Here is a 12,973-nt window from a genome sequence, read left to right on the forward strand (position 1 = left end):
TTTCAACTCCTACAGTCATGAAACGTTTATCCTCCCTGTTGGCGCTGCTGCTGCTGACAGTTCTGGCCGCTCCCTCCCGCTCCCAGGCGGCCAGCCAGCCCGTCAACGACGATACCATCGTGGTGAAATTGCCCAACCAGGCCACCATGACGCTCTATACCAAGAACAAGGAACAGCTGCGTGAGCTGCGCACCTACCGCCTCGACACGCTGATGGCCCTGCTGGACCGCTACATTCAGCAGGCCGAGCTGGCCAGCAAAAACGCCGGCAACAGCCCCGTGACCATGGAGTTTTACCCCGCCAAGGACCGGCCCGGCACCCAGGCCCCCGAGCAGATCCGGATAACGGTGCGCAACGAAGAGCCCACCTCGAAAGTGGCCGTGAAGGGCTATAAGTTCGGGCAGGTATTCAGCGTGACGGTGAAGGAAGGCGCCAAGAATGGCGACAAGAAGGAAGACGACGAGGTTTCTATCAACATCGGCCGCGACAAGACGCACCACGGTGACTCGCTGCGTACGGCGGCCCGCCTGGCTAAGCGTGAGGAGCGCGCCAACCGCGCCGTGCACAGCGACTTCTCCGTGGATCTGGGCCTGAACGCGCTGACCAACCGCTCGGGGCTGGCCGAGGAGCAATTCGACCTGAAGCCCACCGGCTCGCGCTACGTCAGCCTGAACTGGCACTACGACGTGCGGCTGGGTGGCCGCCGCAGCCCGCTGTATCTGATGCTGGGTCCCGAACTGGCCTTCAACAACTACATGTTCGACAAAAACCGCCGCCTGTTTCCCACCGACACCCGCACCTTCATCGTGCAGGAGCCGGACCTGAACCTGGAGAAAAGCAAGCTGGCTACCACCGTCATCAACATGCCGCTGCTGATGAAGCTCGACTTCCAGGACAAAAGCGGGCGTGATGCGTTCCGCATCGGGGCGGGCGGCTTTGCCGGCTACCGCTTAGCCAGCCACACCAAGATTAAGTACGAAGCCGAAGGCAACACCCGCAAAGACAAAGACCGGGGCAACTTCAACCTGGAAGACTTTCAGTACGGCGTGCAGGGCCTCATCGGCGTCCGCGGCATCGACCTGTTCGTGAAGTACAACATGAACGAGCTGTTCAAAAACAACCGCGGCCCCCAGGCCCAGACCATCAGCTTCGGCTTCTCCCTTATCGACTAAGCTGCTGATTGTAAGCAAGCACAACGGCCCGGCGGAAAATTTCTGCCGGGCCGTTGTGCTCTTTAGCTGACCGTCAGGCTACGCCTGCTCATCTCATTTACCCGCCAGAGGCAGCACGCTGCTCGACATGAGAATCTGATACTGTCGGTTACTACGCCCCTACAGCTCCCGGTGGAAATTATCGAGCAGAATAGCCGCCGATACGGCCACGTTCAGGCTTTCGGCCCCACCGGCGCCGGGAATGTAGAGGCGCTGGGTCAGGCGCGCCAGCACCTCGGGGCGCGGCCCGTGCGACTCGCTGCCCATAATCAGCACCCCACCGGGGCGCAGCGTGAGGCGGTGCACATTGTCGCCTTCGAGGTGGGCGCCGTAACGGGGCAGCGCGGCGGGCAAGGCGTCGAGCCACTCGGGCAGCTCGCGCTGCCACACAGCCACGCGCGTAAACGAGCCCATGGTGGCGGCAATGGTTTTAGGGGCCCAGGGGTCGGCGCAGGTTTCGGAGCACACCACCCCGTGCAGGCCGTACCAGTCGGCCAGGCGGATGAGGGTGCCCAAGTTGCCCGGGTCACGCACTTCATCCAGGGCCAGCAGCAGGCGGTTGGGGGCCGGCAGCAGCGGCGTTTCGTCGGGCAGGCGGGCAATGGCCAGGGCCGTGGTGTTGTTGGCTAGGGTACCAAGTTTGGTTAATTCTTCCTCCGTCACGATTTCAACCGGTACCTTCGCGGGCAGGGTCGGTATTTTTGCGGCAAACTCAGCCGTCAGGAACACCCGCTCCGTTAGAAGCCCGGAACTTAGCAGCTCCACCACGCTTTTGCCGCCTTCCACCAGAAAGGCGTTGTGGCGGAGCCGGTATTTCTTCAGGTGCAGCGCGTGCACGTATTTCGCTACTGCTTTTGAAACCATATTCTTTGTTTACGAACCGCCCAGGGCGGCCTACGATAGGATGGATACCCCGCACGGCGCTGGCCGGAGCCTTGCTGCTCCTGGCCGGCTGCTCGCCGCTGCGGCTGCTGGAGCCTAAGCAGAAGCTGCTCAGCCGAGTGCGGCTGGAAGGCGTGAAGGAAGCCGATGCCGAGCGCATCGAGGCCCTCTACCAGCAAAAGCCCAACAGCCGCTTTCCGCTGCCAAAGCTAACAATCTACCAGCTCGGAAACCGCTTTTACAACAAGGAACGCCTCCAGGCCAAGCTCCAGCGCATCCGCACCGAGTTTGACGAGCGCACCCAGGCGGCCCGCCCCGACTCGGTAAAAGTGGGCAAGCTGCTGGTGCGCCGCGAGAAGCGCACCCGCCGCCTGCAGCTGGCCCTCGACAAGGGCAACGCCATCATGCGCCTGGGCGAGCCGCCGGTGATTTACGACTCCACGCTCACGGCCACCACCGTGGAGCAGATTGGCACGTTCCTGAAGTCGGAGGGCTTTTTCCGCAGCAAGGTGTCGGCCACGGACACGGTGGTGGACCGCCGCTTTTCCCTGGCCCACCTCTTCGCCAAGCCCGATACGGTGCACAACCGGCGGGTGACGGTGACCTACCGCATCACCGAAAATCAGCCTTTCCACTACACCCAGCTCGATTACGACATTGCCGACTCGGCCGTGGCGCGGGTGGTGCTGGCCGGGCAGCCGGCCTCGCTGCTGCGGATGAATGAGCGCTACAACGAAAACGTCATCGGGCAGGAGCGCAGCCGGCTGGAAACGCTGCTGAAAAACGCGGGCTATTACGATTTTCGCCAGCAGTACATTACCCTCGAAGCCGACACGAGCTTTGCCCCCGCCACCGTGCGGCTGCGCACCATCATTGCCAACCCCGCCCCCGGCGAGCCGCACCAGGTGTATACCGTACGCCGGGTGCGCTTTATTACCGATGCCGGCGTCACCCGCTTCGGGGTGAAGCGCGACACGCTCGTGCGCGACTCGGTGTACTACCTGGCCTACAAGCACCGCTTCAGCACCCGCGTGCTCGACCGTAAGCTCACGGTGCGCCCCGGCGACCGGTACAGCCTGCAGAATACGCTGCTGACCCAGCGCCAGCTCAGCGACCTGGATATGTTCCGGTTTAATACGGTGAGCTACAACAAGGTGCGGCCTACCAACGGCGACAGTATCAGCAACCGCGGGCAGTTGATTGCCACCGTGAATGCCTCGCCCACCAAAAAGTACCAGGAAACCACCGAATTCGGCGGTACCTACGTGGCCGGCCTGCCGGGTCCGTTTATCAACTTCCGGCTGAAGGTGCGCAATATTCTGGGCGGAGCCGAAGTGCTGGAACTGGGCCTGCGCTCGGGCTTTGAGGGGCAGCTGAGCCGCACCGAAGACCGGAGCGTGCTTACCACCCAGCTCGGGGCCAACGCCAACCTGGTGATTCCGCAGTTTCTGGTGCCCTGGAACACCAACCGCTTCCTGACGCGCTACAACCCCAAAACCCGCATCAGCACCAGCTACACTTACGTGCGGCGCCCGGAGTACACGCGCACCAACCTGGAAGCCACCTACGACTATATCTGGCAGCGCTCCGCCTTTCACCAGTACGTTCTGACGCCCTTCGATCTGAGCGTGATTTACACCCCCACGAAAGACCCGAACTTCGAGGACGAGCTGGAACGGCTGTTTGTGACGCAAGGCTCGCCCCTGTTCCGCAGCTTCACGAGCCTGTTTATTCCCAGCTTCAACGCCACCTCGCTCTACAACTCCAACGACTTCACCCAAACCCGCGACGCCCGCTACCTGCGCCTGTTTGCGGAAATCGGCGGCCTGACCCGCCCGCTCTACCAGAACAGCATCAAGCTGGCCGTCTACGATTTTGCCAAAATCAGCGCCGACTACCGCCGCTACCATAAGCTGGGCCCGCACTCCTATTTTGTGTACCGCCTCAATACCGGCTTGGCCCACGCCCTGACCAAAACCGACGGCCTCTACACGATTCCCTACGACAAGTACTTCTTTGCCGGGGGTAGCTCCAGCGTGCGGGCCTGGCGTCCGCGCCGACTGGGCACGGGCTCCTACACCACCTACAAGCTCAACGACGACGGCACGAACCGCATCGACGAAACCACTGGCCTGCCCGTGCGCGACTACGACCTGGAGCAGCCCGGCGAAGTGCTGATTGAGGGCAACCTGGAGTACCGGTTTCCCATCTACAGCTTTATCAACGGGGCGTTGTTTACCGACTTCGGCAACGTGTGGACCCTGCAGGAGCAGGATGCCAAGCGCGAAGAAGCCGTGTTCCGCCTCAACCGGTTCTACCGGCAGTTTGCCGTGGGCTCGGGCATCGGCATCCGCTTCGACTTCACCTTCCTGATCCTGCGCCTCGACGTAGCCACCAAAGTTTACGACCCCACGGCCCCGGGCAAAAAGTACGTGCTGCCCAACTTCCAGTTCGGCAAATCCCCCAACCAAACCGCCTTCAACCTCGGCATCGGCTACCCTTTTTAAAGTGCTGATGTGGTTGAATGCGGAGAATGTGGAGAATGTGGCCTTGCGAGGCTGAAGTAATCCGCCCTTCGAAATGTACCGAGCTTACTAATGCGCAAAGCCCTTTACTACCGCAGTAGTAAAGGGCTTTCTGGTAAAAGGTCTGGGCGACCTGCGCAGAGGATGAAATGCTTCCGTCTTCGCCTTGCAAGGACACATTACTCACATTCTCCACATTCAACCACATTCCCTTAATACTCCAGCAGCTCGGCCAGGGCGGCGGCTACTTTTTCGGCGCTGGGCAGCATCTGCTTTTCCAGCTCCACGTTCAGGGCAATGGCGGGCAGGTTGGCGGCCCCCAGGGTAAACACCGGTGCGTCGAGCTGCTGGAAGCAGGTACGCTGAATGCGGCCGGCTAGGGACTCGGCAAAGGAGTTCATCAGGGGCTCCTCGGTAAGGACTAGGGCTTTGCCGTGGCGCCGCACGGCGGCCTGCACAGCCTCGAAATCGAGCGGGTTGAGGGTGCGCAAATCCAGGATTTCAACCTGCCCGGCAAACTGCCGGCTGGCCGTTTTGGCCCAGTGCACCCCCATGCCGTAGGTAATGACCACGCAGGTAGCTCCCTGGCGCAGTTGTTCCGGGTCGGCTTCCTGGGCAACGGCGGCCTGGCCCAGCGGAATAACGTAGCCCGTGGCCGGCTCCACGGTTTTGGCGTCCTCGGTGCCCGGTACTTTGCTCCAATACAGGCCCTTGTGCTCCAGCAGCACCACCGGGTTGGGGTCCAGGAAGGCGGCGCGCAATAGGCCCTTCATGTCGGCGGCATTGCTGGGGTACACCACTTTGATGCCCCGAATCGTGAGCAGCGTGCTTTCGATGGAGCCCGAGTGGTAGGGTCCGCCCCCGCCGTAGGCTCCGATGGGTACCCGAATCAGGGCCTGCACCGGAAACTTGCCGTTGGAGAGGTAGCACGATTTGCTCAGCTCCTCCACCAGCTGGTTCAGGCCGGGCCAGATGTAGTCGGCAAACTGAATTTCGACAATGGCCTTGGCGCCCACGGCACTCATGCCGGCCGTGGAGCCCATGATGTAGGCCTCCTGAATCGGGGTGTTGAACACGCGGGCGTCGCCGTACTTTTTGGCCAGCAGCGCCGCTTCGCGGAACACGCCGCCCAGCTCGCCGCCCACGTCCTGGCCGTAGAACAGGGCCTCGGGAAACTCGCGCAGAATATCATCCACGGCGTGCAGGGCCGCATCCACCATCAGGGCTTTGTCGGCCCCGGCCGGGCTCCGCTCCCCGGCTTCTTCGGTCACGGCGGCGGGGGCAAACTCGTGGTCGGCAAACGTAGCCGGGTCGGGGTTGGGAGCGGCCAAAGCGCGCTGGTAGTCATTTTCGACGCGGGCCCGGGCCTGCTGGCCCAGCTCCTCCAGCTCGGCTTCGGTGCTGCCCAGCGCCAGTAATTGCTCGTGCAGGCGCGGCAGCGGGTCATTGGTCGTGTGTTCGGCCAGGTTGTCGCCGCGGTACCACTCGCGCCGCACGCCGCTGGTGTGGTGGCCCAGCAGCGGGCATTTGGCGTGCACCAGAATGGGGCCGCGAGTGCGCCGCACGTAGTCGAAGGCCGTGGCCATGCCGGCGTAAGAATCGGGGAAGTCGGCCCCGTTCAGGCGCAGGCGCTGCAAGCCCTTGAAACCGGCGGCAAACTCGTAGGCGTCCATGGCGCGCATCTCGCGGCCGGTAGCCGAAATGCCCCAGTCGTTGTCCTGCACCAGGTAAATAATGGGCAATTGATGTAGCACGGCCATCTGCAGGGCCTCGGCCACCTCGCCTTCAGTCATGGCCCCGTCGCCGATGGAGCACACCACCACCGGCTGCTCGTCGGCCGACGGCATCAGGCCCTGGCTTTCGAGGTAGTGAATGCCATGGGCCATGCCGGTGGCCGGAATGGCCTGCATGCCCGTAGCCGAGCTTTGGTGGGGAATAACCGGAAACCCGGCCCGCCGCAGCGAAGGATGGCTATAATAAGTACGGCCGCCGCTGAACGGGTCGTCGCGCTTGGCCATGAGCTGCAACATCAGCTCGTAGGGCTCCAGGCCCAGGCCCAGCAGCATGGCGTCGTCGCGGTAGTAGGGCGTCACGTAGTCGGTAGGCCGCAAGTGGAAGGCGGCGGCCAGCTGAATGGCTTCGTGGCCGCGGGCCGTGGCGTGCACGTACTTGGCCGTCACGGCCTTGTTTTCCTCGTAGAGGCGGGCCAGCTCATCGGCCGTGCGCATCAGTGAATACGCCCGCAGCAGCGTCGCCAGGCTGGGCTGGGTCGCGGTGAGCGGGGTGATAAATTCGGGTTCCAGGGTGGGAGCAGTTGAATTCGGCATGGAGGGCTAGGAATACGAAGGCGAAAGTACGGCATCAAATCCAGATGCGGGACCGAACTTGGCCCGCCGCTTCGGCATTCCAGCCGTATCCCCCGACTAAGCCTGGACCGTACCGGTAAGAAAGCCGCGAATCCCGTAACTTTGCCGCTTCTTTTCCGGGCAGCTTGCTGCCTTTTTTCCTGCTTCGGGTTTGCCACAGTGCTTTGCTGGCCGCGCAATCCACTTTTCTGCTATGGACGCTTCTGCTGTTTCTTCGCTCCCGCTCTCTACCGGGCCGGGGGCTCCTACTTTCCGCGACGCCGTGGCCGCGTGGCTGCGCGACTTCCAACGGCGCCTGTGTGAGCAGCTGGAAGCCGCTGACGGCGGGGCCACGTTCCAGTCGGATGCCTGGCAGCACGGCAGCGGCGGCGGCGGCCTGTCGCGCGTGATTCAGGGCGGGCAGGTGCTGGAAAAAGGCGGCGTAAACTTCTCGGCCGTGTGGGGCGAGATGAGCGAGCAGGCTGCCCGCGTGCTGCTCATGCCCAACCCGAATTACTTTGCCACCGGCGTGAGTGTGGTGCAGCACCCGCGCAGCCCCATGGTGCCGATTTCGCACATGAACGTGCGCTACTTCGAGGCCGGCAACGGCGAGGCCTGGTTTGGCGGCGGCATCGATTTGACCCCGATTTATGTGGATGAGCAGCAGGCCCGCTGGTTTCACGAGCAGCTCAAGGCCGTGTGCGACCAGCACAACCCGGCGTATTACCCCCGCTTCCGGCAGTGGGCCGACGACTACTTTTTCCTGCCCCACCGCCAAGAAACCCGCGGCGTGGGCGGCATCTTCTTCGACCGCCTTACCGTGGGCAAAGATGGTACCCGCGAGGAGCTGTTTGCCTTTATCCAGGCCGTGGGCAACGTGTTTGGGCCTACCTACACCGAGCTGATGCGCCAGAACCGCGACCTGCCGTTTGGCGAGGCGCAGGTGCAGTGGCACATGCTGCGCCGGGCCCGCTACGCCGAGTTCAACCTGGCCTTCGACCGGGGCACGCGCTTCGGCCTGGAAACCGGGGGCCGCACCGAAAGCATTCTGATGAGCCTGCCCCCGCGCTGCGAGTGGCACTACGACCAGCGCCCCGCGCCCGGCTCGGCCGAGGAAGCCACTCAGCAATGGCTGCGCAAAGGGGTTCAGTGGGTCGAAAACCGTAGCTAGCCTTGATTGAGAACCTGCAAGATCTGGACCGCTGGCTGTTGCTGGCCGCCAACAACAACCACTCCCGCACGCTGGACGCGTGGATGATTTTCTTCTCGGAGCGCTTCGTGTGGTTTCCGGCCTACCTGGTGATTCTGGTCGTGCTGAGCTACCTGTTTCGCCGGCGCGCTACGCTGCTGCTACCCCTGCTGGGGTTGAGCGTGGCCCTGGCCGACGGCATTTCGAGCCGCTTTTTCAAGCCCTACTTTGCCCGGCTGCGCCCCTGCCACGACCCGCGGCTCTCGGCCACGCTGAACCTGGCCAACGGCTGCGGCGGACAGTTTGGCTTTCTCTCGTCGCACGCGGCCAATGCCTTTGCCCTGGCCGTATTTCTGTGTCTGGTGTTGCCCCGGCGCTACCGGCTGGCCAAAGTCCTGATACTTATCTGGGCCGCGCTGGTGTCGTATAGCCGCATGTACCTGGGCGCCCACTACCCTTCCGACGTGCTGGCCGGGGCCACGTTGGGCAGCCTGGCGGCCTGGGCCTGCTTCCGGCTCTACCAGGCCGGCGCGGCGCGCTGGTGGCCTTCTGCTACCACGCTGGATTAGCTTGCCTTACAACCAAAAAGCCCCCGCTGCACGCGCAACGGGGGCTTTTTGGTGGCTTCCGCCTTATAGCTATTTGGCCGGCTTGCGGTTGCCGGTGTGGCCGTCGCCCCGGTCGCCCTGCCTGGGCTTGCTGGTGACTTTGGAGTTGGTACGGTCGTCGCCCGACAGGGAGCGGTTCAAATCGACATTGCTGGTAAACTGGCCTTTGTCGTTGCGGCGCACGTAGCGCTTGTCGCCAGGGGTGGGTTCTATTAACTCGCGTTTTGACATAGCAGTGAGGAAGTTAAGTCTTCTTGCCTCTACGCAAAAGGCGCATAAAAGTGCTATTGCCCCCTTATTTCATCGTTCCGGTTCGCTCACGCCTATCATTACCCCGAAGTCGCCATCGGTTTGCTGCCAGTGCTTTTCGGGCAGGTAGGTCCGCGAAACAAAGCCGTCCAGGTACAACGCATTGCGGCAGCCCAGCTGCTGGAAATAGGCGGCAAAGGCATACAGGCTGACCGGCTCTTTGGACATGGCAAAGACCACCTGCCCATCGGGCAAAATACCCACTCCGTTCCGTACGTTCAGATTCGTGGATTCTGGTCGGAAGGCCGGGTGAATCTGCCCCGCTAGCACCAACATGGGACCCGACTGTGTGGCGTACCGGATGCGGGGTGAGAAGACGAAGCCCTCGGTTGTGCACACTGCGGCCCGGCCATCCGTAGTCGTGAAAAACACGCCGTTGGGCTTCAGGTAGAAGTTGCCGCTGCCGGCCATGGTATCCAACGGCGTCCGTAGTTTGCCCTCCTGAATGAAAAGCCCGAGCGGGGCATTACCCTCCCGGAACATGCCGGCGTTGGTGGCAAAAACCAACCGCTGGTGCTGACCACCAAGCCACTCTTTGAGGCGCTGGATACTGCGCAGCGGCTGGCCCGTGTCGTCCTGCCAGTAAAGGCGCAGGTTTTGGCGGCGCGCATCTACCCGGTAGCTGACAAACGCCCCGGGCTCCGGCGCGGGCCTGGTTTTCCACCACAAGCCGAGCAGGGCCAGACTGGCAACCACCACTCCCCAGATAAGCTTCATTGGAACCACAGTAGCAGAAGAAGTAAGCCTAGCGGCCCAGCATCTTGGCCACGTACTTACCCACGATATCGAACTCCAGGTTCACCAAATCACCGGCTTGCAGCTGCCGAAAAGTGGTGTGCTCGTAGGTGTAGGGAATGATGGCCACGGCGAAGCTCTCGTCGGTCGAGTCGAAGCAGGTCAGGCTGGTGCCGTTGATGCAGATCGAGCCCTTTTCCACCGTCACGCGGCTCGGGCCGGGCTCGTGGCGGAAGCGGTAGAGCCAGCTGCCGTTCTGGTCGGTCACACTCTCGCACACGGCCGTCAAGTCCACGTGGCCCTGCACGATGTGGCCGTCGAAGCGGCCGTTGGCCGCGAGGCAGCGCTCCAGATTTATGCGGCGGCCGGGGGCCCAGCTGCCCAGGTTAGTTTTCTGCAGCGTCTCGTCGATGGCCGTCACGACGTGGGTGCCAGCGGCCGCGTCCACGGCTACCACGGTCAGGCATACGCCGTCGTGGGCCACGCTCTGGTCAATCTGCAGCTCGTGGGCAAAGGGCCCGGCTACGGTGAAATGGCGGTTGGTGCCTTCCGTTTTCACGTCGGTAATGGTGCCCAGCGCTTCTACAATTCCGGTAAACATGGGGTGGTAATGGGCTAATGTGGTTGAATGTGGGGAATGTGCTAAAGCCCATCGTGTCCTTACGAGGTACGAAGCCGAAGCCATCCGTTCTCTAAAATGCGCTCAGCCCTCTTTCACGATAAGCTTGTGGGTATAACAGCGAAATGGGCTTTGTGGTAAAAGAGTGGGACTACCTGCGCAGAGGACGGATGGCTTCGGCGGTGTCTCGCAAGGGCACATTCCGCACATTCACCCCCATTTAGCCCATTCAAACCGCATTAGCACCTGAGCATCTTATTTTCCCCGGCCTTCGACGATGATTTTCAGGGTGTAGAGCATCACCCGGAAGTCCATGGCCAGGCTCATGTTTTCGATGTAGAGAATGTCGAATTTAAGCCGCTCGACCATCTGATCTACGGTTTCGGCATAGCCGTATTTCACCTGGCCCAGGCTCGTAATACCGGGCCGCACGCGGTGCAAATGGCGGTAGTGCGGGGCTACTTTCACAATCTGGTCGATGTAGAAGCGGCGCTCGGGGCGCGGGCCCACCAAGCTCATGTCGCCCTTCACCACGTTCCAGAACTGGGGCAGCTCGTCGAGGCGCACTTTGCGCATGAAGCGGCCCCAGGGCGTGATGCGCGGGTCGTGGTCGGAGGACAACGCGGGGCCCTGCTTTTCGGCGTCGATATACATCGAGCGGAACTTGTAGATGCGGAAGGGCTGGGCATTTTTGCCGATGCGCTCCTGGGCGTAAAAGATGGGCCCCGGACTCGATAGGCGCACCATGACGGCCGTGAAGGCGTACACGGGCCAGGCCAGCAGCAGAAACAGCAACGACCCCAGAATATCGAGGCCGCGCTTGGTGACTTCCTGCCAGGGCGGCAGCAAATCGTGCTTGATTTCGATGAGGGGCGTGCCAAACAGGTGGTTTACCTTCACCGAGCCCAGCAGCATCTGGTACAAGTCGGGCAGGATGCTGACGCGGGCCGGCGTACCTTCCAGCAGCGAGAGAATCTCCTGAATCATGCGGTGTTCACTGGGCTCGATGGCAATGACGACCTGCTCGATTTTCAGGGCCCGGATCAGGGCGGGCAGGCGGGTGTAGGAGCCGCGGGCGGGCAGCTCGGCGGCCAGCTCGTCATCCACGGTGTCGCCCACGGGCACGAAACCCACCAGCTTCAGGCCCAGGTGCTTGCCGGTGCGGGCCAGCTCGTGAAACGTTTCGCGGGCCAGCATATTGGAGCCCACCAGCAGCGTATTAAAAGAAATAACGCCGCGCCGCACCAGCCGCTGCACCGTGGTAATGGCCCAGGTACGCAGCACGGCCGTAATGAAGAAGTGCAGCAGGAAGTAGGCCGTAATCGTCTTGTAGTACAGCCGGTAGGAACTCACGCCCTGGTCGTCGAGCAGCAGGGCAAAGAAGATAACTAAGGCCCCCAGCACCGAAATACGGGCCAGCCGGATAATCTCGGCCAGGCGCGACTTACGGAAAATGTCGCGGTATTCGCCAATCAGTGTGTAGAGTACCGTCCAGAACAAGGCAATCATCAAGGCCGAGCCCGTGAGGGTAAACAGCTCACCGCCGGTGAAGCGGTAGCCCTCGTTAATCTCGCTGAGCAGGTATTTGCGCAGCAGAAAAAAACACATCCAGGCCAGCAGGGCCGCCACAAAGTCGGCGGCAATGAGCTTGAGCTTTTGAAAGGTACGAGTCAAGGGAATACGTAAGGCAAACCGGCCGAAACCGGCAAACAAATGGGTTATATGGGCACGATGCCGTAATTTGGCGGCAGATAAAGCTCCGAAAGGGCCTTGGCTCCTCTTTCTGAGCCGCGCAAAGGTAGGGCATTAACCCGTACTCCCGACATTGGCCCAACCCCTCCATTCCATGCACGCTGACACGTACCGCCACCGGGGCCTGCGCCGCACCCTGGTTGAAGAACTGCGCCGCAAAGGCATTCGGGACGAGCGGGTGCTGACGGCCCTGGCTACTGTGCCGCGCCACTTGTTTTTCGAGCCCGCCTTTCAGCAGCACGCCTACCAGGACAAAGCCTTTCCCATCGGGCAGGGCCAGACCATTTCGCAGCCCTACACCGTGGCCTACCAGACCGAGCTGCTGCACTTGCGCCCCACCGACCGGGTGCTCGAAATCGGAACGGGCTCGGGCTACCAGTGCGCCGTGCTGCTGCAGCTCACGCCCGAGGTGTTCAGCATCGAGTACAACCAAGTTTTGTTTGAGAGTACGCGCCGCCGCCTGGCCGCCTTCAACCTGCGGGCCCACCTCTACTGCGGCGACGGCTCGATGGGCCTGCCCGCCCAGGCGCCCTTCGACAAGATTCTGGTGACGGCCGGCTCGCCCACGATTCCGCGCACGTTGCTGCGGCAGCTGCGCGTGGGCGGGGCGCTGGTGATTCCCGTGGGCGACGAAAACACCCAGCGCATGATGCGCGTGGTGCGCGAGAGTGAGGACGAATTCGTGCGCGAGGAGTTCGAGGAATTCCGCTTTGTGCCCCTGCTAGGCCAGGCGGGCTGGCAGAAATAGCGCGGGCAGGCGGTCCGGGCAAAACAAAGGAGCTAACTTTCCTGCTTATC

The 12,973-nt window shown here is 62.3% G+C and carries 11 protein-coding genes; 5 read left to right on the forward strand and 6 right to left on the reverse strand.

Translation table 11 applies throughout. From position 1 onward, the window contains the following. Positions 1 to 17: 17 nt before the first annotated feature. On the forward strand, positions 18 to 1,172 hold the full coding sequence (locus tag LGH70_RS05775; RefSeq protein ID WP_226183562.1) for an outer membrane beta-barrel protein: 1,155 nt from the start codon (positions 18 to 20) through the stop codon (positions 1,170 to 1,172). 159 nt (positions 1,173 to 1,331) lie between these two features. Here the strand turns inward: LGH70_RS05775 and LGH70_RS05780 are convergent, their stop codons facing one another. Next, a complete protein-coding gene (locus LGH70_RS05780; protein WP_226183563.1) occupies positions 1,332 to 2,075 on the reverse strand; it encodes a TrmH family RNA methyltransferase in 744 nt (247 codons plus the stop codon). Between the two features lie 5 nt (positions 2,076 to 2,080). Between LGH70_RS05780 and tamL the strand changes: the two genes are divergently transcribed. Further along, positions 2,081 to 4,600 carry a translocation and assembly module lipoprotein TamL gene (gene tamL, locus LGH70_RS05785; RefSeq protein WP_226183564.1) on the forward strand — a complete coding sequence of 840 codons (2,520 nt, stop codon included), beginning with the start codon at positions 2,081 to 2,083 and terminating at the stop codon, positions 4,598 to 4,600. A 230-nt stretch (positions 4,601 to 4,830) separates the two neighbouring features. Here the strand turns inward: tamL and LGH70_RS05790 are convergent, their stop codons facing one another. After that, positions 4,831 to 6,945 (reverse strand): alpha-ketoacid dehydrogenase subunit alpha/beta, encoded by a 2,115-nt coding sequence (locus tag LGH70_RS05790; protein ID WP_226183565.1) that lies wholly within the window; start codon positions 6,943 to 6,945, stop codon positions 4,831 to 4,833. Between the two features lie 232 nt (positions 6,946 to 7,177). Between LGH70_RS05790 and hemF the strand changes: the two genes are divergently transcribed. Then, positions 7,178 to 8,134: an oxygen-dependent coproporphyrinogen oxidase gene (gene hemF / locus LGH70_RS05795; RefSeq protein WP_226183566.1), complete on the forward strand. Its 957-nt coding sequence runs from the start codon at positions 7,178 to 7,180 to the stop codon at positions 8,132 to 8,134. Positions 8,135 to 8,136: 2 nt separating this feature from the next. After that, positions 8,137 to 8,721 carry a phosphatase PAP2 family protein gene (locus LGH70_RS05800; RefSeq protein WP_226183567.1) on the forward strand — a complete coding sequence of 195 codons (585 nt, stop codon included), beginning with the start codon at positions 8,137 to 8,139 and terminating at the stop codon, positions 8,719 to 8,721. A 69-nt stretch (positions 8,722 to 8,790) separates the two neighbouring features. Here the strand turns inward: LGH70_RS05800 and LGH70_RS05805 are convergent, their stop codons facing one another. The 4 genes from LGH70_RS05805 to LGH70_RS05820 all read right to left on the reverse strand — a co-directional run bounded on the left by LGH70_RS05805 (position 8,791) and on the right by LGH70_RS05820 (position 12,097). Beyond that, positions 8,791 to 8,991, reverse strand: coding sequence for a hypothetical protein (locus tag LGH70_RS05805; protein WP_226183568.1), 201 nt, complete (start codon positions 8,989 to 8,991; stop codon positions 8,791 to 8,793). Positions 8,992 to 9,060: 69 nt separating this feature from the next. After that, positions 9,061 to 9,786: a phosphodiester glycosidase family protein gene (locus LGH70_RS05810; protein WP_226183570.1), complete on the reverse strand. Its 726-nt coding sequence runs from the start codon at positions 9,784 to 9,786 to the stop codon at positions 9,061 to 9,063. Between the two features lie 28 nt (positions 9,787 to 9,814). Beyond that, the gene (locus LGH70_RS05815) at positions 9,815 to 10,405 is read right to left on the reverse strand and encodes a riboflavin synthase (RefSeq protein ID WP_226183573.1); all 591 of its coding nucleotides are present in this window, start codon (positions 10,403 to 10,405) and stop codon (positions 9,815 to 9,817) included. Positions 10,406 to 10,678: 273 nt separating this feature from the next. Continuing rightward, positions 10,679 to 12,097 carry a sugar transferase gene (locus LGH70_RS05820; protein ID WP_226183575.1) on the reverse strand — a complete coding sequence of 473 codons (1,419 nt, stop codon included), beginning with the start codon at positions 12,095 to 12,097 and terminating at the stop codon, positions 10,679 to 10,681. 172 nt (positions 12,098 to 12,269) lie between these two features. Here LGH70_RS05820 and LGH70_RS05825 point away from each other — a divergent pair, with 172 nt between their 5' ends. After that, positions 12,270 to 12,923, forward strand: coding sequence for a protein-L-isoaspartate(D-aspartate) O-methyltransferase (locus LGH70_RS05825; RefSeq protein ID WP_226183577.1), 654 nt, complete (start codon positions 12,270 to 12,272; stop codon positions 12,921 to 12,923). Positions 12,924 to 12,973: the final 50 nt, after the last annotated feature.

Origin of the sequence: Hymenobacter nitidus (assembly GCF_020447315.1) — a bacterium.
GTDB classification, from domain to species: domain Bacteria; phylum Bacteroidota; class Bacteroidia; order Cytophagales; family Hymenobacteraceae; genus Hymenobacter; species Hymenobacter nitidus.